This is a genomic window from Microtetraspora malaysiensis (genome assembly GCF_001528665.1).
GTDB lineage: Bacteria > Actinomycetota > Actinomycetes > Streptosporangiales > Streptosporangiaceae > Microtetraspora_A > Microtetraspora_A malaysiensis.
The window spans coordinates 297,373-321,690 of sequence record NZ_BBYJ01000004.1; the positions used below are offsets into that span (position 1 = coordinate 297,373).

The 24,318-nt window shown below is 72.1% G+C and carries 18 protein-coding genes; 5 read left to right on the top strand and 13 right to left on the bottom strand.

From position 1 onward, the window contains the following. Both AWQ71_RS01345 and AWQ71_RS01350 read right to left on the bottom strand, forming a co-directional pair. Positions 1–1,062: an ATP-binding protein gene (locus tag AWQ71_RS01345; protein WP_067126070.1), complete on the bottom strand. Its 1,062-nt coding sequence runs from the start codon at positions 1,060–1,062 to the stop codon at positions 1–3. 103 nt (positions 1,063–1,165) lie between these two features. Next, positions 1,166–2,170 carry an AF_0692 family protein gene (locus tag AWQ71_RS01350; RefSeq protein WP_067125185.1) on the bottom strand — a complete coding sequence of 335 codons (1,005 nt, stop codon included), beginning with the start codon at positions 2,168–2,170 and terminating at the stop codon, positions 1,166–1,168. A 131-nt stretch (positions 2,171–2,301) separates the two neighbouring features. Here AWQ71_RS01350 and AWQ71_RS01355 point away from each other — a divergent pair, with 131 nt between their 5' ends. Together AWQ71_RS01355 and AWQ71_RS01360 are read left to right on the top strand one after the other, a co-directional pair. Then, positions 2,302–3,438, top strand: a complete 1,137-nt coding sequence (locus tag AWQ71_RS01355; protein ID WP_067125188.1) for a sensor histidine kinase — start codon at positions 2,302–2,304, stop codon at positions 3,436–3,438. After that, entirely contained in the window at positions 3,426–4,091 is a 666-nt protein-coding gene (locus AWQ71_RS01360) for a response regulator (protein ID WP_067125191.1), read from the top strand. Before AWQ71_RS01355 ends, AWQ71_RS01360 begins: the two co-directional genes overlap by 13 nt. Before the next feature lie 38 nt (positions 4,092–4,129). Here the strand turns inward: AWQ71_RS01360 and treZ are convergent, their stop codons facing one another. The 5 genes from treZ to AWQ71_RS01385 form a co-directional block, all read right to left on the bottom strand. Further along, positions 4,130–5,905, bottom strand: a complete 1,776-nt coding sequence (gene treZ, locus AWQ71_RS01365; RefSeq protein ID WP_245658054.1) for a malto-oligosyltrehalose trehalohydrolase — start codon at positions 5,903–5,905, stop codon at positions 4,130–4,132. Between the two features lie 3 nt (positions 5,906–5,908). Continuing rightward, the gene (treY, locus tag AWQ71_RS01370) at positions 5,909–8,182 is read right to left on the bottom strand and encodes a malto-oligosyltrehalose synthase (RefSeq protein ID WP_067126075.1); all 2,274 of its coding nucleotides are present in this window, start codon (positions 8,180–8,182) and stop codon (positions 5,909–5,911) included. 257 nt (positions 8,183–8,439) lie between these two features. Then, the gene (gene glgX / locus AWQ71_RS01375) at positions 8,440–10,557 is read right to left on the bottom strand and encodes a glycogen debranching protein GlgX (protein WP_067125194.1); all 2,118 of its coding nucleotides are present in this window, start codon (positions 10,555–10,557) and stop codon (positions 8,440–8,442) included. A 171-nt stretch (positions 10,558–10,728) separates the two neighbouring features. After that, positions 10,729–11,976 (bottom strand): alkyl sulfatase dimerization domain-containing protein, encoded by a 1,248-nt coding sequence (locus tag AWQ71_RS01380; protein ID WP_067125197.1) that lies wholly within the window; start codon positions 11,974–11,976, stop codon positions 10,729–10,731. Further along, complete coding sequence (locus AWQ71_RS01385; RefSeq protein WP_067125200.1) at positions 11,973–13,247, bottom strand: MFS transporter; 1,275 nt, start codon at positions 13,245–13,247, stop codon at positions 11,973–11,975. Before AWQ71_RS01385 ends, AWQ71_RS01380 begins: the two co-directional genes overlap by 4 nt. A gap of 114 nt (positions 13,248–13,361) precedes the next feature. Between AWQ71_RS01385 and AWQ71_RS01390 the strand changes: the two genes are divergently transcribed. Continuing rightward, positions 13,362–14,546, top strand: coding sequence for a PucR family transcriptional regulator (locus tag AWQ71_RS01390; protein ID WP_084258304.1), 1,185 nt, complete (start codon positions 13,362–13,364; stop codon positions 14,544–14,546). A gap of 134 nt (positions 14,547–14,680) precedes the next feature. On the opposite strand, the gene AWQ71_RS01395 is transcribed toward AWQ71_RS01390, so the two are convergent. From AWQ71_RS01395 to AWQ71_RS01405, 3 genes are all read right to left on the bottom strand, one after another. Beyond that, on the bottom strand, positions 14,681–15,028 hold the full coding sequence (locus AWQ71_RS01395) for a cold shock domain-containing protein (RefSeq protein ID WP_067125203.1): 348 nt from the start codon (positions 15,026–15,028) through the stop codon (positions 14,681–14,683). Between the two features lie 27 nt (positions 15,029–15,055). Beyond that, positions 15,056–15,661: an AfsR/SARP family transcriptional regulator gene (locus tag AWQ71_RS39755; protein ID WP_084258306.1), complete on the bottom strand. Its 606-nt coding sequence runs from the start codon at positions 15,659–15,661 to the stop codon at positions 15,056–15,058. Between the two features lie 225 nt (positions 15,662–15,886). Then, complete coding sequence (locus AWQ71_RS01405) at positions 15,887–16,579, bottom strand: DUF305 domain-containing protein (protein WP_218001597.1); 693 nt, start codon at positions 16,577–16,579, stop codon at positions 15,887–15,889. Positions 16,580–16,983: 404 nt separating this feature from the next. On the opposite strand from AWQ71_RS01405, the gene AWQ71_RS01410 reads away from it, so the two are divergent. Both AWQ71_RS01410 and AWQ71_RS01415 read left to right on the top strand, forming a co-directional pair. Further along, complete coding sequence (locus AWQ71_RS01410; protein ID WP_067125209.1) at positions 16,984–17,988, top strand: LacI family DNA-binding transcriptional regulator; 1,005 nt, start codon at positions 16,984–16,986, stop codon at positions 17,986–17,988. After that, entirely contained in the window at positions 17,975–19,627 is a 1,653-nt protein-coding gene (locus AWQ71_RS01415; RefSeq protein ID WP_067125211.1) for a serine/threonine-protein kinase, read from the top strand. The genes AWQ71_RS01410 and AWQ71_RS01415 overlap by 14 nt, the downstream gene beginning before the upstream one ends. Positions 19,628–19,750: 123 nt before the next feature. Here AWQ71_RS01415 and AWQ71_RS01420 read toward each other — a convergent pair whose 3' ends face one another. The 3 genes from AWQ71_RS01420 to AWQ71_RS01430 all read right to left on the bottom strand — a co-directional run bounded on the left by AWQ71_RS01420 (position 19,751) and on the right by AWQ71_RS01430 (position 24,316). Next, on the bottom strand, positions 19,751–21,379 hold the full coding sequence (locus AWQ71_RS01420; protein WP_067125214.1) for a glycosyl hydrolase family 8: 1,629 nt from the start codon (positions 21,377–21,379) through the stop codon (positions 19,751–19,753). Between the two features lie 305 nt (positions 21,380–21,684). Then, complete coding sequence (locus tag AWQ71_RS01425) at positions 21,685–23,265, bottom strand: glycoside hydrolase family 13 protein (RefSeq protein WP_067126084.1); 1,581 nt, start codon at positions 23,263–23,265, stop codon at positions 21,685–21,687. 52 nt (positions 23,266–23,317) lie between these two features. Then, entirely contained in the window at positions 23,318–24,316 is a 999-nt protein-coding gene (locus tag AWQ71_RS01430; protein WP_084258308.1) for a carbohydrate ABC transporter permease, read from the bottom strand. Positions 24,317–24,318 lie beyond the last annotated feature (2 nt).

A 24,318-nucleotide genomic window follows, 5' to 3' on the forward strand; every position in this document is an offset into this window, starting at 1 on the left:
TCAGCTCCGCGCGGCGGCGAGCCGGGGCAGGTCCCGGCTGACCTCGACGAGGAACCACGAGGGCAGCACCGGAGCGCCGTCGTCTCCCGTGGCGATGACGAGCTGGGCGCATTCGAGTGAGATCTCGGCGAGCTCGACGAGCAGCGTCTTGGCCCGGAAGGCGAGGTGCCTCCCGTCCGGCGGAGCGTGCTCCTTCGACCTCGGCAGCCCCCGGATGAGGCGCGCGCGGAACGTCTCGGCCAGGAAGTAGAGCAGGTCGCGGTTCTCCGGGTCGCGCGGCCAGCCCGCGTCTCCCTTGAGCACGGCGTCCAGGTCGTAGGCGTGCCGCACCGTCTTCACGTACGCCCGGAACGCCGAAGCGTGCGCGGCGGTGAGGGTGCCGTGCGCGAGCACGCCCAGCATGTCGTCGTCGATGCCCTGGCCGTAGGAGTGGAGGGCGTCGGAGAGCATGTGCCAGCCGCGCGGCGTGGAGAACGGCTCCTCCACCTTCGGTGGGGCGCTCCACAGGTGGTCCGGGCGCTGCGTGAGATAGCCGACGATCCACGGGTGGATGCCGTGGTCGGCCGCCCATTTCAGCCAGTCGTCGACCGACGCCCGCAGGTGGACGTGCACCATGCGATTGACCAGGGCGGACGCCATCGGCCTGGCGAGAGCGTTGTCGGCCGCCCGGTTGCCCGCGCCGATGACGACCGACCCCTCGGGCAGCTCGTACGTGCCGATGCGGCGGTCCAGGATCAGCGAGTAGAACGCCTTCTGCACCTCGGGCGCCGAGGCGTTGAGCTCGTCGAGGAACAGGCAGTACGGCTCGTCCCTGGCGATGGTCTCGGGGGGCGCGAAGCGGCTGCGGCCGTCCACGATCTGGGGCACGCCGATGAGGTCCTCCGGCGCGAGCTGGGTGCCGAGCAGCGTGACGCAGTCCAGCCCGAGTGACGCGGCGAACGCCTGGACCAGCGAGCTCTTCCCGATGCCGGGCGCTCCCCAGAGGAATACCGGTCGCGCGACCGCGACGTGCAGCAGCACGTCGGGAAGCTGTGCCGGGGTCACGGTCACGGTGGCCTGCATGGCGACCAGATTCCCGTACGACCCGCCGGAAAGCACCCGATTTATCCAGACGCCTCTGGACCGAGCCGCTGACCCGATGCGATCGGAGCCGCGTCGGACACTGCTACGGCCTGCCGGGGGCGGCGGCGCGGGGCCGGCAGATCCGGAGGGCCAGCAGGGCGAGCAGGCACACCATGACCGCGCCGACGACCGCGAGGCCGATCCGGTCGGCCACCGTGTCGGCGTTGGAGATCAGGCCGAACGCGGTGTGGGCGACCAGGGCGCCGGTGGCCAGGCCGAGGCTGTGCCGGTCCGTCCACAGGCCGCCGACCGTCCAGCGCCGCAGGAGCCATCCGGCGACCACGGCCAGCGCGGCCGCGGCCGTCATGGGAACGGCCACCCACCCGCCGTGGGTGAAGGCGGGCTGGGTCGCGCCGCCGAAGGGGAACAGCAACGCCAGGTATCCGAAGGCGGCCACCGCGCCGAACGCCCCGGCCGCCACCGGTCCGGGCGGCCCGGCCGAGGACCTTCCCGGACGAGGCTTCAGCCGTAGGCCCGCCACCGTCAGCAGGACCACGGCGGCCGCACAGCCCGCCATGATCGCCGGCGGCGCCTGGTATCCGGGGTCGATGGAGGTCACCACGGTCACCCGCAGCAACAGCGCGCCGAGGACGAAGACCGCGCCGGCCAGCCAGGTGCCGAGCCTGCCCAGGTAGGGCCGGTCGCGCAGGGACGGGACGATCAGGTCGGTCAGCAGGATCGGGATCGCGGCGCTGAAGACCGCGTGGTAGGGGATCTGCAGCTGGGTGTAGGCGCTGTTCACGCCCAGGATCCGGGGCGCCCACCCGGCGGCGCCGTAGATCGTGGGGCTGCTCAGCGCCTGCAGCGCCAAGCCCTCCTCGACGATGCCGTAGGCGGCGCCGAGGAGCAGCACCCCGGCCCGGCCCGTCCCGGCGCGACGTACCAGCTCGCGCACCAGGACGACGCCGGCGCCGTAGATCGGGATCCACAGCAGCAGGAGCCAGGCCATGCGCGGTGGCGAGTTGCCGAGGGTGAACTCGGCGACGAGCGGTGTGATCACCGCGAGCAGCAGCGCGGCCCAGCGGCCGCGGGTCCGGTTCGTCGTCATGCGGCCAGGGTGGTCCGCGCCCGGGGCCCGCGGCTGCCGCCCCGGGTCCCGTCCGTGGCAACCCAGGTGACATCTCGGCATCGACTTTGGTCACTCCCGTCGGCGGGCCGGCCTGATTACGCTGGGCGTCCGTGGTGGCAGACGTACGGCCGGGCCCCGCCAGAAGCCGATGGGACCGGGCGACCCGGATGGGCACCTTCGCCTGCGCGGCGGCCGCGGCGGCGGTCGCCGTGGCAGGTGACCTCGGCACGGCGCCTGCCTGGTACCTGGTCGCGGACGTGGCCGGCGGCGCGGCGGCGTCCCTGGCGCTGTTGTGGTCGCGCCGGTGGCCGGTCGCGACGGCGCTGGCGGCCGTGGCGCTGTCGGTGCCCGCGGCCTCGGCGTCGGTGGCGGCGGGCATCGCGACGCTGATGACCGCTCTGTACCGGCGCCCGGTGGTGGCGCTCGGGGTGGGCGCGGCCTACGTCGCGGCGACGCTGGCCCGGTTCCGGCTGCGGCCGCCGGGGCTGGCGCCGTACCCGGTGTGGGCGCTGGTCGCGGTGCTGTTCGGGGTGGCGTTGACCGGCTGGGGGATGCTCCTGCGGGCCCGCCGCCGGGTGGTCCTGTCGCTCGTGGAGGAGGCCCACAGAGCCGAGGAGGAGCAGCGGCGGCGCGCGGAGCGGGCCCGCCACACGGAACGCCTGGCCATCGCCCGCGAGATGCACGACGTGCTGGCGCACCGGCTGTCGCTGCTGGCGCTGCACGCGGGAGCGCTGGAATTCAACGCGCGGGCCGACCCGGCGGAGGTGGTCGAGGCGGCCACGGTCGTGCGCTCCAACGCGCACCAGGCGCTGCAGGAGCTGCGCCAGGTCATCTCGGTGCTGCGGGAAGCGCCCGTCCTGGCCGAACCGGACCTGCCCGCCCTGGTCGACGAGGTACGGCGGGCCGGCATGACGGTCGAGATGGACGACGGCGGCGTACGCGTGCCCGACCTGCCGGGCGCGACGGCGCGGGCCGCCTACCGGATCGTCCAGGAGGGCCTCACCAACGCCCGCAAGCACGCGCCGGCCCGGCCGGTGACCCTCCGCCTCGACGGCGGGCCGGACCGGGGGCTCACCATCGAGGTGCGCAACCCCGTCGTGGACGCTCCCCGGGGCGAGGGCCGGGGCGAGGGCGCCGGCCTGGCCGGGATGCGGGAGCGGGCCGAGCTGGCGGGCGGACGGGTCGAGCGGGCGGGGGCGGAGGACGGCGAGTTCCGGCTGGCGGTCTGGCTACCATGGCCGGCGTGAGCGCCATACGCGTGCTGATCGTGGACGACGACCCACTCGTCAGAGCCGGGCTGACGCTGATGCTCAAGGGCGCCGCCGAACTGGTCGTGGTGGGCGGCGTGGCCGACGGCGCCGACGTCGCGGCCGCGGTCGACGCCCACGCGCCCGACGTGGTGCTCATGGACATCCGGATGCCGGGCCTGAACGGGATCGACGCCACCCGGCTGCTGCGGAGGCGGCCCGACCCGCCGCACGTCGTCATGCTGACCACGTTCGACGCCGACGAGCACGTCTTCGGCGCGCTGCGTGCCGGGGCCGGCGGGTTCCTGCTCAAGGACACCCCGCCGGAGGGCATCGTGGACGCGGTCCGCCGGGTCGCGGCCGGCGAGCCGATCCTGTCGCCCGACGTGACCCGGCGTCTGATCGCCCACCTGGCGCCGGAGACGGAGAGCCGCCGCCGCGACGACGCCCACCGGCTGTTGTCCAGGCTCAGCGGCCGCGAGCGCGAGGTCGCCGCGGCGGTCGGGCGGGGCATGTCCAACGGTGACATCGCGGCCGAGCTCCACATGAGCGTCGGCACGGTCAAGAGCTACGTCTCCCGCGTCCTCGCCAAGACCGGCCTGGAGAACCGCGTCCAGCTCGCCCTCATCGCGCACGACGACCGCCCGTCCTAGACAACCGGAGGCGCCCGGCGTCCCGGGGACGGCCGGGATCAGATCTGCGCGACCGCGAAGGACTGGGCGGGGAGGTAGAGATCGCCGCCCATGACCCCGACGGCGTCGTCGGAGGCGAGCAGCACGTGCCGGGCCCCCGGCGAGAGCCGTACCGGGGTGGGGAAGGAGCCGAAGTTGGCCACGACGCGCAGCGAGCCGCGCTCCATGACGAGGAAGTGGCGCTCCTCGTCGAAGCGGACCCTGACCCGGTCCAGGCGCGGGTCGGCGAGGTCGGGGTGCGTCTTGCGCAGCGCGATGAGGTCGCGGTACCAGCCGAGCAGGGACATCCCCCCGTCCTCGGAGATCTCGCTCCAGTCGAGTTTGGAGCGCAGGAAGGTGGCCTCGTCCTGCGGGTCGGGGGCCTTCCAGTCGTAGCCGAACCCCTCGAACTCGCGCCTGCGCCGCTCGGCCTCGCCCGCGGCGAGCTCCGGGTCGTGGTGGTCGGTGAAGAAATAGAACGGCGTCGTGGCCCCCCACTCCTCGCCCATGAACAGCATCGGCGTGAACGGCGCGGTCAGCAGCAGCCCGGCGGCGACCCAGAGCTGCTCGGGCTCCACCCGGTCGCCGAGCGGCCGGTTGCCGATCTGGTCGTGGTTCTGTACGCAGCAGACGAACCGGTAGCCGGGAACCCCGTTCGCCGACCTGCCGTGGGTCCGCCCACGGAACGACGAATAGGTTCCGTCATGGAAATATCCGGATGTGAGCACCTTAGCCAGGGCGGACAGATCGGCGAAGTCCGCGTAGTAGGCGTGCCGCTCCCCCGTCACCGCCGCGTGGATGGCGTGGTGGACGTCGTCGTTCCACGCCGCGTGCATCCCGAGCCCGCCCGCCTCGCGCGAGGTGACCAGGCGCGGGTCGTTCAGGTCCGACTCGGCGATCAGCGTGAGCGGGCGTCCGAGGTTCGTGGACAACGCCTCCACCTCGGCCGACAGCTCCTCCAGGAAGTGCGTCGCGCGCCGGTCGTGCAGCGCGTGCACCGCGTCCAGCCGCAGGCCGTCGACGTGGTAGTCGCGCAGCCACTGCAGCGCGTTCTCGATGAAGTACCGCCGGACCTCGTCCGAACCCGGGCCGTCGAGGTTGATCGCGTCGCCCCAGTACGACCCCTTGAACCCGTGCAGGTACGGCCCGAACATCGACAGGTAGTTCCCCGACGGGCCCAGGTGGTTGTAGACCACGTCGAGGATCACGCCGATCCCGGCCCGGTGACACGCGTCGACCAGGTCCTTCAGGCCGTCCGGCCCGCCGTACACCTCGTTGACCGCGTAGAGGTCGACGCCGTCGTACCCCCAGTTGCGCCGGCCGGGGACCGGGGCCACCGGCATGAGCTCGACGAAGTCGGCGCCGAGGTCCACCAGGTGCCGCAGCCGCTCCGCGACGGCGGCGAAGGTGCCATCCGGGGTGAACGTGCCGACGTGCAGCTCGTAGATGACCGACCCGCGCAGGTCCCGACCGTGCCAGTCCTGGTCGCTCCAGGTGTACCGGTCGTGGTCGTAGACCCGGCTCGGCCCCTCGACGCCGTACGGCTGCCGCCGCGTCCTCGGGTCGGGGAAGGGACCCTCCCCGTCCACGTGGAAGGCGTAGTCGACGCCGTGCTCCGCGCCGGTGGCGCGCCACCAGCCGCCCGGGCCGGCCGTCATGTCCCGCCGGACGCCTCCCGACTCGACCTCCACGCGTTCCGCCTCGGGCGCCCAGACCTCGAACATGCCTCTCCCGTCCTTGTGCTCCGCCGTGTCGTACATGGGGTCGTGCATGGGGTCGTACGTGGGGTCGTTCACAGGTCACCGCCCGAGGATCGCGACCGGATACCGGGACAGCAGGTGCCCCATCGGGACGCGCCCGGTGTGCTCGTGTCCCGTCAGCAGATCGCGCCACCGGCCCCGGGGAAGCGTGAGGGTCTCGCCTCCCCAGCCGCCGCGCCGTTCGAGTCCCACGGGCAGGCGGGTGGCCACCACCACCGCCTCGTCGCCGCGCGCGAAGGCGACCGCGTGCTCGCCCGCCTCCACCGGCGCGTACGGCGCGGCCGGGTCGAGCCGGCCCCTGAGCCGCAGCGCGGTGGCGGTGACCAGCATCTTCTGGCCCTCCCAGGTGGTGGGGCGAGCCCCGGGGGCGAGCACCTCGGCCAGCAGCGCCCGGCGGCGGCGGAAGTCCACCGGCCGCCGGTTGTCCGGGTCGACCAGGGAGAAGTCGGTGATCTCGTTGCCCTGGTAGACGTCCGGTACGCCCGGCATCATCAGCTGGACGGCCTTCTGGCCGAGCGAGTTGGCCCGGGCGTACCGGTCCACGACCGCCGTGAAGGCGGCCACCGACGCGCCGCAGACGTCGATCGCCCGCTGGGCGAACTCCCTGACGCCGTTCTCGTAGCCGGGTTCGCGGTTCTGCCAGGAGATCGCCGTCTTGGCCTCCCGTGCCGCTTTGAGCAGATATTTCGTGAAACGTTCGATGTTGATCGGCCAGGACGCCATCAACGTCTGCCAGCCCAGGTAGTCGAGCCGGGGGTCGAACGTCACCTCCGCCGCCCAGGAGTCGACGGCGAGGGCCCACTCGTCGGGCATCTCGGACAGCACCGCCAACCGGGCCCGCACGTCCTCCGAGCGTTTCGTGTCATGGGTGGACAGGGTGGTCATCGTGCGCGGCGGCAGCCCGGCGCAGAACGCGTGGAACTCCGCCGCGGACACGCCGAACCGGTCCGGCTCGCCGCCCACCTCGTTCAGCGCGGCCAGCGGAAACCACCGGTAGAGCGCGGTGTCCTCGACCCCCTTGGCCATCACCGGACCGCAGGTCTGCTGGAACCGCGTCACCGCCGCGGGTGGGCCGTACAGGACCAGGTCGGCGACACGCGCGACCGCGGCGGGGTCGGCGTGCGCGGCCGCCTCCCGCGCCGCGCCCCTGACGACGCGGATCGACTCCACCGGCGGCGGCTCGCCGGGATCGACGTACGCCCGGTAGACCGGCATCGCGGCGAGCAGCTCGACCACCGCCTCGCGCAGCGCGTCCGCGTCACCGCCGGTCTCGGGCCGGGCGCCGAGCAGGGCCGCCATGAGCCGGTCGATCTCACCGCGGAAGAACAGCTCGATGACGTGCTTCTTCGCCGTGTGCCGCACCGTCTCGTAGTCCTCGGTCACGCCGGTGTGGCGGGCGAACGTCTTGACGAGCTGCTCCGCGGAGGCCGGGTCCACGAACAGCCGGGTGACCATGTTGAGCGGGTCGTAGCCGGTCGTGCCGTCGCACGGCCAGTGCTCCGGCAGCCGCTCGCCGTCGATCAGGATCTTCTCGACCCACAGCGGCCCGGGTACGCGGGGCCGCAGCCGCCGGAGATAGCCGCGCGGGTCGGCCAGCCCGTCCGGGTGGTCCACCCGGAGGCCGTGGAGCACGCCCCCGTCGAGCAGGGAGAGGATCACCGCGTGGGTGGCGTCGTAGACCTCCGGGTCCTCCACGCGGAGGCCGATCAGCGAGGAGACGTCGAAGAACCGCCGGTAGCCGGGGCTGTCGCGCCAGCCGGTCAGCCGGTAGTGCTGGGCCCTGAGCAGCTCGGGCAGCGGGAGGCCCTCCGTGCCCGGCCTGATCGGGAACTCGTGCTCGTGATAGCGCAGCACGTTGCCGTCCACGGAGAACCCATCGCACCCGGCCCCGCCCTCGTTACCGGTCCCACCTCCGTACAGGTCGCCCACGTCGTCGCCGAGCACGGGGAACGCCACCGGCCACTCCAGGTCGAACCACCGGGCGTACGGCGAGGCCGGCCCGTCCCGGAGCGCCGCCCACAACGCCGCGTTCCCCGACTCCGGGACCGGCACGGTCATGTGGTTCGGCACCACGTCGGCGACCAGCGGCAGGCCCCGCGCGGCCAGGGCGCGCAGGGCCGGGAGGCCGCCGAACTCGGCCCGTACGGCGGCGTGGTCGGTGACGTCGTATCCGTGCGCGGACCCGGGCACGGCCTGCAGGACCGGCGAGAGGTAGAGGGCGCCGACGCCGAGCTCCCGGAGATAGCCGGTCAGCTCGGCCGCCTCCGCGAATCCGAGGTCGGGGGTCAGTTGCAGTCGGTACGTCGAGGTCACGGCACCACCCTTCGTCGGGTCTTGCGGCCCGGTCGTGTTCCGCGGATCCCGCCGGGCGCGCCCCGCCACGCCGGCGCGGCCGTCCCGCCGTGTCTCCGGTGCCTCCGGCGTCTCCACCGGCCTCGTGCCGGGCGGTCCGGGGGCCGGGACGGCACGTGGACCGGCCGCTCGCCTGATCCGTAACTCCCTGGCTTCGTCCTCATACTGACGGCGCGACCACGTCACCGCCAGGCCATCCCGCCCGGCGGCACGCCGGGTCATCCCGCGCGGCGCAGAACCCGCACCGAACGGCCGGACACCGGCACCTCCTCACCGGCCCGGCAGACACGCGAGTCGGCGCCGACCGGCCGCGCCGTGTCGAGCGCGGTGGTCCACATCTCGCCGAAGCCGGTCGGGACGGTGAACCGGATGACGTCGTGGTGGGCGTTGAACAGCAGCAGGAACGAGTCGTCGGTGATCTTCCGCCCGCGCCGATCCGGCTCGGTGATGGCGTCGCCGTTGAGGAACACGGCGAGCGCCCGGGCATAGCCGTTGTGCCAGTCCTGGTCCGTCATCTCCGTGCCGGACGGCGTCAGCCAGGCGATGTCGCTCAGCTCGTCGTGCGAGCCGCGCTCCGGCCTGCCGTAGAAGAACCGGCGGCGGCGGAAGACGGGGTGATCGCGACGCAGCCGCGAGAGCCGCCGGGTGAAGTCCAGGAGCAGCCGGTTCTCCCGGGTGTCCGACCAGTCCACCCAGCTCGTCTCGTTGTCCTGGCAGTAGGCGTTGTTATTGCCGCCCTGCGTGCGGCCCGTTTCGTCGCCGTGCGAGAGCATCGGCACGCCCTGGGAGAGGAACAGCGTGGCGAGGAGATTGCGCTTCTGCCGCTCCCTCAGCCGCTGGACCGGCCCGCCGGCCGGCCCCTCGACCCCGCAGTTCCACGACCGGTTGTCGTTCGCGCCGTCCCTGCCGTCCTCGCCGTTGGCGTCGTTGTGCTTGACGTTGTACGAGACCAGGTCCTGGAGCGTGAACCCGTCGTGGCAGGTGACGAAGTTGATCGAGGCGGCCGGGCGGCGGCTGTCGTCCTGGTAGAGGTCGCTCGACCCGGTCAGCCGCGAGGCGAACTCCGGCAGCGCCGCCGGCTCGCCGCGCCACAGGTCGCGGATCGTGTCGCGGTAGCGACCGTTCCACTCGGTCCAGCGGGCCGGGAAGTTGCCCACCTGGTAGCCGCCCGGCCCGACGTCCCACGGCTCGGCGATGAGCTTGACCTGCGAGAGGACGGGGTCCTGCTGGACGAGGTCGAAGAAGACGCTCAGCCGGTCCACCGCGTGCAGCTCCCTCGCGAGGGAGGAGGCGAGGTCGAAGCGGAAGCCGTCCACGTGCATGTCGCTGACCCAGTACCGCAGCGAGTCCATGATGAGCTGCAGCGCGTGCGGGCTGCGCATCAGCAGGCTGTTCCCGGTGCCCGTGGTGTCCATGTAGTACGCCGGGTGGTCCTCCACCAGGCGGTAGTAGTTGGCGTTGTCGATCCCGCGCATCGACAGCGTCGGCCCGAGATGGTTGCCCTCGGCGGTGTGGTTGTAGACCACGTCGAGGATCACCTCGATGTCCGCCTCATGCAGGGCTTTCACCATCGCCTTGAACTCCAGCACCTGCTCGCCGCGCTGGCCCGAGCTGGAGTACTCGTTGTGCGGGGCGAAGAACCCGATGGTGTTGTATCCCCAGTAGTTGGTCAGGCCGCGTTTCTCCAGCACATGGTCGGTGACGAACTGGTGGACCGGCATCAGCTCGATCGCGGTCACCCCGAGCCCGGTCAGATGGTCGATGATCTCCGGGTGCCCGAGCGCGGCGTAGGTGCCCCTGATCCGCTCCGGGATCCTCGGGTGGCGGATCGTCAGCCCGCGCACGTGCGCCTCGTAGATCACCGTGTCGTGGTACGGCGTGGCCGGCGGCCGGTCGTGTCCCCAGCCGAAGAACGGGTTCGTCACGACCGCGCGCGGCATGTACGGCGCCGAGTCGCTGCCGTCGCGGCTGTCCGGCTCTCCGAAGCGGTAGCCGTACACCGCCTGGTCCCAGCGGACCGCGCCCTCGACCGCCTTCGCGTACGGGTCGAGCAGCAGCTTGGCGGGGTTGCACCGCTGTCCCCGCGCCGGGTTGTACGGGCCGTGGACGCGGTAGCCGTACCGCTGGCCGGGGCCGACGCCGGGCAGGTAACAGTGCCAGACGAACCCCTCGACCTCGGCGAGCGGCACCCGCTCCTCGGCGTCGTCCTCGTCGAACATGCAGAGCTCGACCTTCTCCGCGACCTCGGCGAAGAGCGCGAAGTTGGTGCCTGCCCCGTCGTAGGTGGCCCCTAACGGATAGGGGGCACCCGGCCAAATCTCTCTGCCCTCGTTCACTCACGCCATCGTTCCCACCCTCGGGGGACTTCGACAGTTCGGCGATGTTAAAGACATGTGTCCTGGTTTTCCCAGGGAGTGGCGCGAAGCCGGTGGGTTCGGCTGCCGGGCCGTCGCTCCGGTCCGTCCTTCCGGTCCGCTTCCTGGTCCGCTTCCTGGTCCGCTTCCTGGTCAGGCGCCTCCGGCGGCCTTCCGTGACTCCTCGGCCGCCCAGGCGAACACGCCCCGCGCCATCAGGGACGCCTCCGACGCCGCGCGGGCGGCGTACACCCGGGCGCGCACGAGGTGCGCCCCTGGGTCGTCCGGCGCGGCCTGTACGGCCATCTCCGCGAAGTGCCCCGCCAGCCGCTGGTCGCCGTCGGCCAGCGCCTTGAGCGCGGCGTCGCGCAGCCGCTCCGTGCCGCCCGCCAGCTCGGCCACGGCCGCGGCGAGCACGGCGTCGGGCGCGGGCTTCAGGTGGGCGGGGTTGCCGTCGTACCAGCCGCCGTACAGCCGCCAGATGTTGCGCACCACGAACTCCGGCTCGTCGTAGTGCGGCCGCAGGTAGGGCCGGTCCGCCAGCCGCGCCGGAGGCCGTACGGCCCGGACGATGTCGTCCAGCCTGGCCCCCTCGTTGAGCATCTCCAGGGAGCGTTCGACGATGGCCTCAAGCCACTCCGCGGTCTCGGTCAGCGCCTGCTCGACCCGGTCGGCACCGAAGATCGGGGCGCCGTGGCTCGGCAGCATGGTCTGCGCGCCGAGCGCGGCCATCCGGCGCAGCGCGACGGCCCACTCGCGCGGGTAACGCTGCGCCTTCTGCGGGTTGCCGCAGTTGGGGCTCACCCAGATGAACAGGTCGCCGGGGAGCAGGATGCGCCGCGACGGCACCCACCCGACACTCGCGTCATCGGTCTCGCCCTTGGCGTGGAAGAGCTCCACGGGCCCGGCCGCCAGCTCGTCGCGGTACGTCACGTCGGGGTAGCGGTACTCGGTCGGCCAGGTCAGGTCCGGCGCCTGGAACTGCCGCTGGTTGATCACCGCGTTGTATCCGTTGGTGAGGATGTACCGGTCAAAACGGGCGGGGATCGCCTCGTGTCCCACCACCGTGGGCCTGGGCCGTCCCGCCGCGTCGGCCTCCGCGTCGAACGGGCCCACGCCCGACACGTGGTCGATGTGCCCGTGCGAATAGATCACGGTCGTCACCGGCTCGTCGGTCCACGCCCGCAGTTCGGCGTGCAGCCGGTCCGCGTCGAAGGGGTTGCCGGTGTCGAAGAGCGTGACCTTCCCGCCCTCGCGTATCGCGATCGTGTTGCCGAACCCGCTGCGGAAGCCCACGCCGTCGGCGACCTCGACGAAGCCCTGCCCGGCGAGGCCCGTGTGCACGATGCTGTCCGGGACCTCGCCCCGCCAGACGCTGTCGGCGTACTCGGTGATGTTCAACGGGAAGCCAGCCTTTCCTTGTCCAGCTCCGGGCGGACGGCCAGCGCGGCCAGCGCGCCTCCCCCCAGCATGAGCAGTCCCGCGACGGTCAACGCCGTGCCGTATCCCTCGGCCGGATCCGCCGCTCCCTGTACCAATGCCCCCGTGACCACCGGTGCCAGCACGCCCGCCATGGTGGCGACCGCGGTGACGGTGCCGAGAACCGCGCCACGCTGGGCGACAGGGGCGATCTCGGCGGCGACCGCGGTGGCCAAGGGGAAGACGACATAGCCGAAGGACGCCGCGACGGTGAGCAGCACGAGGTGCGTCGCGGGGTCGCCGACACGGGGCAGCGCCGTCATGGCCGCTCCGGCCACGAGGACGGCGACGCCGCCGACCACCCCGCGGGCGATCCGGGTGGAGACCCCGCGCGCCAGTAGCCGCTGGGTGAGCACGCCCACCACGACGATGACCACGAATCCCGCGACGTTCCAGATGATCGAGAGCGGCCCGACCTGGGCGAGGCTGTATCCCCTGACCTTCTGGAGGTACTGCGGGAACCAGGTGAGCGCCAGCGCGAGCGTCCAATAGACGGCGAAGCTCGCCGCGACGCCGCCCAGCACGGTCCCGTTGCAGAGCAGCCGCCGGTACGGCGCGCGCCTCTCGGCCGACGCCGTCTCGCTCCGTGCGCCGTACGGGCCTTCGCCGCCGCGGCGCAGCCAGAACGGGAGCCAGGCGAGCCCGGCCAGCGCGGTGAAGCCGAACGCCCAGCGCCAGCCACAGTTCGTGATGATGAAGATGAGGACCGGCGCGCCCAGCGCGACGCCCATGCCCGAGCCGAGCGTCAGCACGCTGGCGGGAAGGTTCCGCATCCTGTCGGGGAACCACGTGAAAGCGGCGTGGTTGGCGACGGCATGGGCCGGGCCCTCGGCCGCGCCGAGAACGACCCGGGTGGCAACCAGCGTGCCGAATCCGGCGGCGGGGATCAGCAGCGGTAACTGTGACAGGCACCAGCACGCCATCATCGCGACCAGGATCCAGGTGGAGTCGAACCGGGTCGTCAGCCCGCCGACGACGATGCCGGAGAGGCTGAACAGCAGGTAGAAGGCGCTGCCCACGGCGCCGAACTCGGTCGAGGTGAGGCCGAGCTCGGCCGTGATCGACTCGCCGGCAAGACCGAGCACGGCTTTGTCCATGAAGTTGACCAGCATGAACAGCAACAGCATCGTGACGACGCCCCAGGCACGCCGCCGGACGGCGACCGGGACATCGGGCTCGGTGATCGTGACCATCGACACTCTCCGGGGCGAGGGGTGACCTCACTGTGCGGCCGGGCCTCCGGTGCGCACAATCAGCCCAAGCCCAGCCCTGTTGACGCCGGACTATGACATGTCACAATCCGTGGAGTGGAACAGGACGACTCCTCGGTCCTCGCCGCCCGGATCGCGGCCCGCTGTGTGCCCCAGGTGAACCGGCTCACCCGGGAGATCTTGGCCGAGCAGGAGGCGGTCGTGCCCGGGCTCGCCACACTCCCCGGCGCGATCAAGGAACTGGAGATCGCCTCGACCACCCGGCACGGACTCCGGCTCTTCCTGCGCGTGGCGCGAGGAGAGGCCATCAAAGACGCCGACATGCGCCTGTTCCGGGAACGCGCCGCGCAGCGGGTCGGCGACGGCGTGCCGCTGGCCTACCTGCTCAACGGCTACCTGGTCGGCCACCGGGCACTGTGGCGTGCGTTGTGCGCGGCCACCCGTCCCGGGGAGGACGCCGGGCTGCACCGGCTCGGCGAACTGATACTGATGACGCTGGAGCGGACCACCACGGCGGCAAGCGAGGCCTACCTGAGCGAGGTCATGCTGGCCGAGCGTGGCGAAGCGCTGCGGACCGTCGCGAGGATGCTGCTCTCCGGCCGGGCCACGAGCGACGTGGCCGCCCGGCACGGAGTGGCGCTCGAACCCGGTTACCGCGTACTCGCCTTCGTGTTCGGCGATCCGTCTCCGGGGCCGAAGGGGCGCCGCCGCGTACACGCGATCCAGGCGACGCTCGACCGGCTCGCCGGCGAACCTGTGCTCAGCTCGCTCGACACCGACGGCGGGCATGCGCTCCTCCCACTGCGGATCGCCATACCGGCCTCCCTGCTGTCCCACCGCCTGGTGGACGCCGTCGCTCCGGTGCACGCGGGGGTGACCGTCGCCGGGGACATCGCGGAGATCCCCGGCGCGGCCCGCCGGGCGACCAGGATCGCCGAGGTGGCCCGCGCGGGTGGGCGGCCCAGTGGCGTGTATGAACTCCGCGACGTGCTGCTCGACTACCATCTGGGCGCTCCGGGCGACAGCGGGACCGAGCTGGCCGGCCTGCTCGACGTACTGGACTCCACGCTGGTCGGGACCCTCGACGCCTACTTCACCGCCGACTTCGATCGGCGCGCCACCGCTGGCACGCTCGGCGTCCACCCCAACACCGTGGACAACCGCCTGGCCAAGGTCGCCACCCTGATCGGCGCCGATCCTCGCACCGCGCGCGGCGTCATGTTGATCGGCGCCGCCCTGACCGCCCGCAAACTCAACACCGCCGCCCTCGCGGATCCGTGACGCTCCCTTGGGCGCTGCCGCTGAGACAAGGGAGCACCTCGGCAGGCGTCGTCATGGCTTGACCGCGACGGCACACCAGGTGCGCAGCGCGCCCGATGCCGGCCGTTCCGGCCACCTGTTCACCTGCTCCTCGCCTAGTCCTGGTCGAACTCAATACGCAGCCGGCTGACGTAGGCGCCGTCATCGGTCTGGGTCCCTCCCACACGCGACTCTCCGACGCGCGAATGATCCGGACCGGCCCCTGGACGACGCACCTCGATGGCGCGAATCCGGCAACCGTCCTGGGGAAACGCCTCCCAGGTGAAGTAGACGGTTTCGCCTGACGTGAGGGATCGGTACCCGGCGTCTCGCTGGGAGATCATCGAGAAATGGACGAACACGTCGCCGGGCACGTCGCCGGACCTGACGATGCCGAAACCTTCCTCGTCACTCCACGAAGCCACGACACCCTCCGCCCAGAAATGCGGCCGGGAATCGGTCATGTGAACCTCGCTTCCACGAACCCGCCCTCAGCGGGCGTCACCCCTTCCATCATGGACGGCGCGCGACAGACCGCGGGCACGCACACCTTGGCGCGCGCTTGCTCGCCCGGGCGTCAGCACACCCGGGCGAGCAGCTCGCGCACCCGGGGCTCGTACAGTACGGCTCCCGACCTGGCGACCAGGTCGCGGGCCGCCGTAAGGTGCCGAACCGCGGCTTCCTGATCGCCGAACGCCAGCGCCAGCCGTCCGAGGCAGAGGTCGGCCACCGACCAGCCGCCGCCCCTCGGCGATCCGGTCCCTGGCCCGGCCCAGGTCGTAACCGTCCTCGGGCATGACGAGCGCGTACCCGCCGGGCGTGCTGACCAGTACGGACGGGCTGTCTCTCCGGGTGCGCCCCGGCTCTAAGACGCGGCGCAGCTTGGAGATGTACGCCTGGACGGTGTTGACCGCCCGCGGCGGCGGCTCCTCCGCCCAGAGCGCGTCGACGATCCGGGCGGCGCTGACCGGCCGGGGCACGGCCAGCATGCAGAGCGCGAGCACGGCCCGCTGCTGCGCCGGCCCGGTGTCGAGCACGGTCCCGTCGTCGCTGATCACGGACACGGGGCCGAGCAGGCGGAACTCCACGTCGGTCACTCTCCTGGTCGCGCTGCGCCGACTTTATGCAGATATCGGACGCTTAAATAGGCCAGGTGGTTGAGGCCGATACGCATCACACGCGCCGGTGACGGCCGGTCGCGCGAGAGCACGACGGACCGCCGGAGGCGCGGCCACGCTCAAGGCGAGGCGGGCCGGCCCGTCACTTCAGCTTGGCGAGGCGGGCCGCCCCGTCACTTCAGCTTGGCGAGGCGGGCCGCCCCGTCACTTCAGCTTGGCGAGGTAGCCCTTCATCTCCTTGATCTCGGCCTTCTGCGTGCCGATGATCGTCTTGGCCATCGCCTTGGCGTCCGCGAAGGCACCGGAGGCGATCTCCTCCTCGGACATCTTGATCGCACCCTGGTGATGCTTGATCATCAGCGTGATGAAGAGGCGGTCGAACGGGGAGCCGTCGGCCTGGGCGAGCTTGGCGATATCGGCCTTGGCCAGCATGCCCGGCATCGCGTGGTCACGCGGGAGGGGCTCCTCGCCCCAGCCGTCCAGCCACCCCTTCATGGTCCGGATCTCCGGGTCCTGCGCCTCGGTGATCTTCGCGGCGAGGTCCCTGATCCACTGGTCGCCGGCCTGGGTCCGGGCGAGCCCGGCCATGTCGATGGCCTGCAGATGGTGCGGGATCATCATCTTCGCGAAGGAGATGTCCGCGTCGTTGTGCCCCGCCGCGTCACCCGGGTCCCCAGCATCGGACGGAGACTCGGAGGGAGAGTCGGACGGCTCCCCGGCCGCGGACGGCGTGTCCGAGGCGACGGCCGACGGCGACGCGGCCGCGGTGTCGGACGCCGCCGCGGCCGACGGGGACGGAGCCGCGGCGTCCGTTCCGGAGCCGGAGCACCCGGCGAGCATGGTCAGCGCGACCGCGCCCGCGACGACCGGCAGGACGATCCGGCTAAAGCTGGTCACTCGGAAGGAACCTTTCTCAGCGGGGCCAGAATGGTACAGACCGAAAGAGAGGCTTCCGCCGGTCCGTGATCTCGTTGTCAAGGACCCTACCGCGACGAGCACGCAGCCCTTCGTCACTCAGTTCGACCATTGATGGTCAAGGCGCCGGTCAACCCGCTTTCTTCATCGCCGTTCGCCGGAATACGTTCGCGTTCTCCACGGCGAAATCCCGCGTTGAGCTGCTATTGAACTGCCACCGAACTGCCGCGAAAACAACAGGACAGCAGGCCCCTGACCATATCGAACGGGGGCCGAATACTCCGAAAGGTTTCATACGGATGAAACCTCTGTTGACACGCACGAAACAGTGATACGTTCCGTTGGGAGCGCTCCCAAGCCGTAACACTTCGGGCCGAGGAGACGGAATGGCCGATCTTCCCACCCTCGCGGAGGTAGCCGCCGCAGCCGGCGTCTCTCCGGCGACCGCGTCCCGGGTCCTCACCGGCTCGGTCCGCGTGACGACCTCCACCCGCCGTCAGGTGCACGACGCCATGTCCCGCCTCGGCTACGTACGGCGACGCGCGCCCCGCGGCTCCGGGGGCAGGCGCACCGACCAGATCATCGCCGCCGTCGTCTGCGAGCAGACTCCGCGACTCTTCAGCGAGCCCTTCTACGCCAGGCTGCTGTCCGCCTGCGAGGACACGCTGGCGGCGCACGGCGTCCCGATGGTCGTCATGACCGCCACGCCCGCGACCACGGCGATCGCCGCCCCGCCGCTGGTCGCGGGGGCGGTGGACGGGGTGCTCCTGGTGAGCGCCCGATCGCGCCACCCGCTCGCGGTCACCCTCGCCGCCTCGGGCATCCCCGTACGCTGCGCGGGCCGTCCCCCGGACGGCGTCGAGCTGCCGTACGTCGACATTGACAACCAGGACGGCGGGCGGCAGGCGGCCGAGCACCTCCTGCTGAGCAACCGGAGGGCCATCGCGATCATCGCCGGCCCCCCGACGCTCCCCGCCGCCAGGGACCGCCTGGACGGGTTCCGCCAGACGCTCCGCGACGCGGGCGTCGCCGACCCGCCGGTCGCGTACGGCGACTTCAGCCACGCCTCCGGCGCGCACGCCATGCAGTGGCTGCTGCAACGGGCGCCGCACCTGGACGCCGTCTTCGCCGCGTCGGACGTCATGGCGGCCGGGGCCATGCAGACGCTGCGCCGCGCCGGGCGCAAGGTGCCGGACGACGTCGCCGTGGTCGGCTTCGACGACGCGCCGATCGCCCGGCACACCTCCCCCACCCTGACCACCGTCCGCCAGCCCGTCGAGGAGCTCGCCTCACTCGCCGCCAAGCTGCTCCTCGCCTCGGTGGCCGAGGCCAGGGTGTCCGAGGGCGACCCGGTGCTGCCCACGGAACTGGTGGTTCGTGAATCGTCCTGAGCTCCGCGAGGGCGACGTCCTGACCCGCCGCTACCTCCTGCAGGAGCGGATCGCGACGGGCGGGATGTCGGTCATCTGGCGCGCCTTCGACCAGTCCCTGCAGCGCACCGTCGCGATCAAAGTGCTGGACGGCGCGCTGGACGGGGACCACCCGGGCCGCGAGCTGATCCGGCGCGAGGCCAGGGCGACCGCCCGGCTGATCCACCCGGACGCCATCGAGGTCTACGACTACGGCGAGACCGTCACGAACGGCGGCCGCCTCGCCGCGTACGTGGTCATGCGCCTCCTTGAGGGACGCTCGCTGGCCGACCGCGTCACCGAGGGACCGCTGCCCTGGGCGGACGCGACGCAGATCGCGACCCGGCTGGCGCGAGTGCTCGCCGCCGCGCACGAGCGCGGCATCGTCCACCGCGACGTCACACCGGAGAACGTGCTGCTCACCCCGGACGGGGCCAAGCTGCTCGACTTCGGCATCGCGGCCTTCACCGGCGAGGCCGACGACCATCTCGTGGCCGACTTCGGCACGCCGCCGTACGTCGCCCCCGAGCGGCTGCGTGGGATGACCGCGGACCCGGCGGTGGACGTGTACGCCCTGGGCGTGCTGCTCTACGAGATGCTCACCGGGGCCCCGCCGTATCCGGAGACGACCTGGGAGGGCATCGAGGCGGCGCGGCGCGACGGCCCGCCCCCGGTGCCGGATGTGGCGGGCCGGCCCGCCGAGATCGGCGAGCTTTGCCGCCGCTGCCTCTCCCCCGACCCCGCCGAACGGCCGAGCGCGGACGAGGTGGCCGAGTCGCTCGCGCCGGGACAGGCCCCGGACGGGCACCGCCGCCGGGGATGGGGGGCGGCCGCCGCGGCCGGGGCGGTGGCGGTCGGCGTCCTGATGTGGTCGCAGTTGGGCGCGGCGGGGAGCGGCATCGTGGCCGCCCGGCCGACGACGGACGCGCCGACGCCGGCCGTCGCGTCGCCCGTCGCCTCCGGCGTCACCGCCCAGGCCGCGGCGGAGCGACGGCGGACGAACCCGCCCGCGGTGCCGGGGGACGCCGCGGAGGGCGGAGGGCAGGCGCCGGGCCGCCGGGAGACGCCCGAGCCGGCCGGGAACCAGCCGACCCCGGCGCCGCAGCCGGCCGGGCAGGCAACCTCGGCGCCGCAGCCGACCGGGCAACCGACCGGGCCCACGGCGGACCCGGGTGGCCACCGCGAGCCTCCCCAGCGCGAGGCGAGCGACCGGCCGTCGGAGAGCCCCGCGGCAGACCCCGACCCGCGTGCCGGAGAGTCCCGGCCGGCGCGCACCCGGCAGGCGGACCGCACGTCGGGCCGCACGTCGGGCCGCGAGCGCGACGTGTCCGCGCTGCCGCTCGCCACCTCGGGGCGGGTCCCCCTGGACCGCGCCGTCGCCCGCTTCGACGTCGTTCTCGCCGACGGGCTGGCCGACGCCGAGATCAGCCCGGACGCGGCGCTGGACCTCAAGCAGGTGCTGCACAACTCCGTCAGCGGGCGCGACGTCGACGGCGTGGCGCACGTCCGGACCAAGCTGGACGACCGGCTGCGGGAGGGCAAGCTGTCCGTCTCGCTCATGCGCCGGCTCGGCGGCGCCGTCGACGACGTCCACACCGCGCTGACCCGCTCGCTCGCCTGAGCCCGCGCCTGAAACCCGCGCCTGAACCCCGCGCCTGAAACCCGCGCCTGAAACACGGTGTTCCCGGCAAGACGGGACGCCTTGCCGGGAACGGTTCGAGCTCGGGACCTCAGGCCGGCCGGGTCACGGCAGCCAGTAGTTGCCGGAGGCCAGGATCATGACCTGGAGCTGGATGCTGGCCGAGTAGTAGTCGTTGGACGAGAACGACGTGTTGACCATCTTCGTCCACAGCGCGTCGAGCCACGCCTGGCTGCCCGGGTCCGTCATCGCGGTCACCGCGAACGGGGCGAAGAAGGCGGGCTCGCTGCCGCTGCTGATCTGTGAGCCGCTCAGCGCGTACCCGACGCCGATGCTGTTCGCGTTGCCGCCGGCCTTGCTCTTGATCCACGTGTTGATCTTCCGGGCGGAGGCCAGGGACGCGCTGTCGCCGCTGGTCACGGCGTCGGCGCCGATGCGCCAGGGGTCGCGGCAGGCGTTCCACCAGTACTTGCCGTCGTTCGCGTCCTCCAGCACCTTGCCCGGCGCGGGCTTGGGTGTGGTGTTCGTGTTGACCACGAAGTCCGCGAGCAGGCCGGTGCTTGACGCGTAGTTCGCCTGCTGGGAGGTGATCAGGTTCTGGTGCGCCGTCCTGATCGTGTCCCACGCGCTGTCACCGGTGGCCTTCTTGAACGCCCGGAAGTGGTCGATCATCCAGTCGGACGAGCGGGTGACGTAGTACAGCGAGTCGCCCGAGGTGCTCCAGTCGCCCAGCAGCGTCAGGTGGGTCGTCGGGTTCACCTCGTTGGCCTTGATCGCATTGATGTGCTTGACGGCCAGATCCTTGTAGTTGTACGTCCCGGAGCTCCCCCACTGCCGGTCGGCCAGCAGCAGGCCGAGCGCGACGTCCAGGTCGCCGTCGGTGGCCGAGTCGGAGCCGTTGACGCTCTTGCACGAGGAGTCCTGCTCGGCCGCGAGCAGGTTGGGGTTGTGCACGGACGGGTGGGCCAGCATGTACTTGACCATCCCGTCGAAGATCGTCTTCGCGTTGGAGTCGGCCCCGGCCATGGTGGCGACCACGACCATGCCGTAGCCCTGTCCCTCGGCGACGTAGGGGTGGTCGGCGTCCGGCGAGATCACCTGGTACCAGCCGTTCCCGCAGTTCTGCCGGATGAAGGCGGACTTCCACTTGCCGTAGTAGTCGATCACCTTCTGGTCGAGCGTCGCCTGGGAGCCCGTCGGGCGCAGCGTCCCGGCCGCGTACGCGAACTGGTGGCTGCCGAAGGGCACGGCCGGGCCGGTGCCGCCGCCGCCGTCCTGGCTGACCACGGTGAGCTTGTCGACGTTCGGCCCGCCGTCCGCGCCGGTCCCGGTGGCCCGGACGGTGTTGGTGCCCGCCTTGAGGGTGACCGAGACCGACGTGTCGGCCCAGGTGTCCCAGCTCCCGGTCCCCGCGAAGGACACGCCGGTCGCGACCGTGGTCCCGTTGACCGCGATGTCCATCGGGCGCGCGGTCGTCGTGCCGTTGGCGTACCGGAGGGTCAGCGTGGCCGGGCCGGCCGCGGCCGAGGACGCCGACCACTGCACGTAGCCGCCGGCGGCGTTGACGTAGTCGACGAATCCGGTCCCGGTGTATCCGGTGTGGTTGGTGGCCACCGAGGCCCCGGAGAGCGTGGCGTCCTCGGCCTGGTAGACGGTCGTCGCCGCGGCGGCGGGATGGGCCGTGGCCAGGGGAAGCAGCAGTCCCGCGACGATGATCAATGGTCGAATGCGCATCTCATCTCATCCTGTGTGGTGACGAGGATCGGCTGGAGGCGTGCGCCGGGGCCGGTACGGACCCGGAGATCGGTCGGGGCCCGGACGACTCGCGTCCGGGCGGGGGGACGGGGTGCCGCGCGGTCAGGACGGGGCGAAGGTTAGGAAAGCTTCCTAACTTTTGCTGCTATGGCACCAGCCGGGCCGCCCATCGTCAAGACCCAAAAATCAGCCGCATCCGCCCGGCCGACTCCCCGCCTGACGCCGCTCCACGGCGAAGGGCCCGGACGGGAGCGATCCCGTCCGGGCCCTTCGCCCGTCGTGCCTCAGACCAGCCAGGCCGCCGTGTCGGCGCGCAGGAGGTCGCCGTCGAGCGGCCCGCTGGCGAGCAGCACCGCCTCGTGCGGCGGCAGCCGCACGGGGTCGGGGCCGAGGTTGACGACGCAGGTCACGCCGGTGTCGCGGGTGAAGGCGAGCACGGAGTCGCCCAGCGGCAGCCAGGTCATGGCGCCGTCGCCGAGCCGCTCGTGGCGGAGGCGCAGCGCGGCCCGGTACAGCGACAGCATCGACCCGGGATCGGCCCGCTGCGCCTCGACCGTGAGGTCCTTCCACGCGGCCGGCTGCGGAAGCCACGGCTCGCCCGTGCTGTACCCGAACGGCGACTCGCTGCCCGACCAGGGCAGCGGCACGCGGCATCCGTCCCGGCCCGGCACGGTGTGCCCGGAGCGGCGCCACATGGGGTCCTCGCGCAGCTCGCCCGGGATGTCCTCCACCTCCGGCAGCCCCAGCTCCTCGCCCTGGTAGACGTACACGCTGCCGGGCAGGGCCATGGCGAGCAGCGCCGCCGCCCTGGCCCGGCGGTACCCCAGCTCGGGGTCGTGCGGCGCGCCGTCCCTGCGGTCGGCGTTGTCCCAGGACGTGTCGGCCCTGCCGTACCGGGTGACGGGGCGGGCGACGTCGTGGTTGGACAGCACCCAGGTCGCGGGGGCGCCCAGCGGGACGTGCGTCGCCAGGGTCAGGTCGATGGCCCGGCGCAACGCCCCCGCCTCCCAGGCGGAGGAGAGGAAGTCGAAGTTGAAGGCGGTGTGCAGCTCGTCCGGCCGGAGATACCGGGCGAACCGCTCCTGGTCGGGCAGCCACACCTCCCCGATGAGCGCGCGGCCCGGGTACTCGTCGCAGACCCGCCGCCACTCCCGGTAGATGTCGTGGACGCCGTCGTGGTCGGTGTAGGACTCCTCCACGCTGTCCAGGTCTTTCAGGAGCACGGCGGCGGAGTCGATGCGGAAGCCGTCCACGCCGCGGTCGAACCAGAACCGCAGGATGTCCAGGAACTCGGCGCGGACCCGCGGGTTCTCCCAGTTGAAGTCCGGCTGCTCGGGAGCGAAGAGGTGCAGGTACCACTCCCCGTCCGGGACACGGGTCCAGGCGGGCCCGCCGAAGATGGAGCGCCAGCCGTTGGGCGGGGTGTCGCCGTCGCCCTCGCGGAACCAGAACCGCTTCCTGGCCTCCGAACCGGGACCGGCGGCCAGCGCCTCCTGGAACCAGGCGTGGCGGTCGGATCCGTGGTTGGGCACGACGTCGATGATGACCCGGATGCCGTGGGCGTGCGCCTCCTCGATCAGCGCCTCCGCCTCCGGCAGGGTGCCGAAGACCGGTTCGATGCCCCGGTAGTCGGCCACGTCGTACCCGCCGTCGGCCATCGGCGACGGGTACCACGGGTTGAGCCAGATCGCGTCCACGCCGAGATCGGCGAGGTACGGCAGGCGGGCCCGCAGCCCCGCCAGGTCTCCGGTGCCGTCGCCGTTCCCGTCGGCGAAGCTGCGCAGGTACACCTGGTAGATCGCGGCGCCGCGCCACCATTCTTCTTCGGGTTGTGGAGTGGTCCCCCGAGAGGCATTGCCGGACATGCTGAACACAGCTCCTTACACAGATGGGTGAACCGGCGGACGCGCGGCCGCGTCAGCCTTTGAGGCTTCCAGCGGTGAGGCCGGCCATGATGCTGCGCTGGAAGAACAGGAAGACCACGATGGCGGGGACGCTGGCGATGACGAGCGCGGCCATGAGAACGTTCTGCGGCATCTGGGCGGAAAGGGAGGAAATGCCGACGCTGATCGGCATCTTGTCGGTGTCCGGCTGCACGAGCAGCGGCCAGACGAAATCCTTCCAGACGTTCACCACCGCCAGGATGGACACCACGCCGAGGATCGGCCGCGACACCGGCAGCACGATCGACCAGAGGATCCGCGCGGGGCTGGCACCGTCCATCTCGGCGGCCTCGATCAGCTCACGCGGGATCGAGTCGAAGAACCGCTTGAGCAGGAAGATGAAGAACCCGTTCGCGGCGGCGGGCAGCCAGATCGCCCAGGGCGTGTTCAGCAGGTTCCAGCCCAGGATCGGCAGCTCTTTGACCGTCAGGTACGCCGGCAGCAGGATCACCATCGGCGGGATCATCAGGGTCGACAGCATCATGGCCAGGACCGCCTTGCCGAGCAGCGGCCGCAGCTTCGACAGCGCGTACGCCGCGGACACGTCGAAGGCCAGCGTGAACAGCCAGGCCCCGACGGCGTAGACGACCGTGTTGCGCAGGAAGAGGCCCAGGTCAAGCTGGTCCCACGCCTCCATGTACACCCCGAAGTCGATCTTCTCGGGGAAGAGCGAGGGCGGGATCTGGGCGATCTCCTCCGGCGACTTCAGCGCGCTGGTGACCATCCAGTACAGCGGGAAGACGAAGATCGCGGTGAACGCCGTCACCACGGCGACGAGGACCGTCCAGTAGACGATCCGGCCGCGGGTGGTGGTCAGCGTGTGCGGCGAGACCAGGCCGCGGGCCGCGCGCCGCTCCCCCGTCCGGCCCGTACGGCGGCGTCCGCTCCTCCGTACCGGCGTGGGCGGCCCGAGCGGGGCCCGCCGGTCCGGGCGGACGTCGGCGTCGGACGCCCCGGCCGTGCGGTTCGACATCG

Coding starts and splice junctions, on each gene's coding strand:
- AWQ71_RS01395 (WP_067125203.1), bottom strand. CDS start 15,028: ATGACCGATTCCCGGCCGCATTTCTGGGCGGAGGGTGTCGTGGCTTCG.
- AWQ71_RS01385 (WP_067125200.1), bottom strand. CDS start 13,247: ATGGTCACGATCACCGAGCCCGATGTCCCGGTCGCCGTCCGGCGGCGT.
- AWQ71_RS01420 (WP_067125214.1), bottom strand. CDS start 21,379: ATGCGCATTCGACCATTGATCATCGTCGCGGGACTGCTGCTTCCCCTG.
- AWQ71_RS01425 (WP_067126084.1), bottom strand. CDS start 23,265: ATGTCCGGCAATGCCTCTCGGGGGACCACTCCACAACCCGAAGAAGAA.
- AWQ71_RS01345 (WP_067126070.1), bottom strand. CDS start 1,062: ATGCAGGCCACCGTGACCGTGACCCCGGCACAGCTTCCCGACGTGCTG.
- AWQ71_RS01360 (WP_067125191.1), top strand. CDS start 3,426: ATGGCCGGCGTGAGCGCCATACGCGTGCTGATCGTGGACGACGACCCA.
- AWQ71_RS01410 (WP_067125209.1), top strand. CDS start 16,984: ATGGCCGATCTTCCCACCCTCGCGGAGGTAGCCGCCGCAGCCGGCGTC.
- AWQ71_RS01350 (WP_067125185.1), bottom strand. CDS start 2,170: ATGACGACGAACCGGACCCGCGGCCGCTGGGCCGCGCTGCTGCTCGCG.
- AWQ71_RS01430 (WP_084258308.1), bottom strand. CDS start 24,316: ATGTCGAACCGCACGGCCGGGGCGTCCGACGCCGACGTCCGCCCGGAC.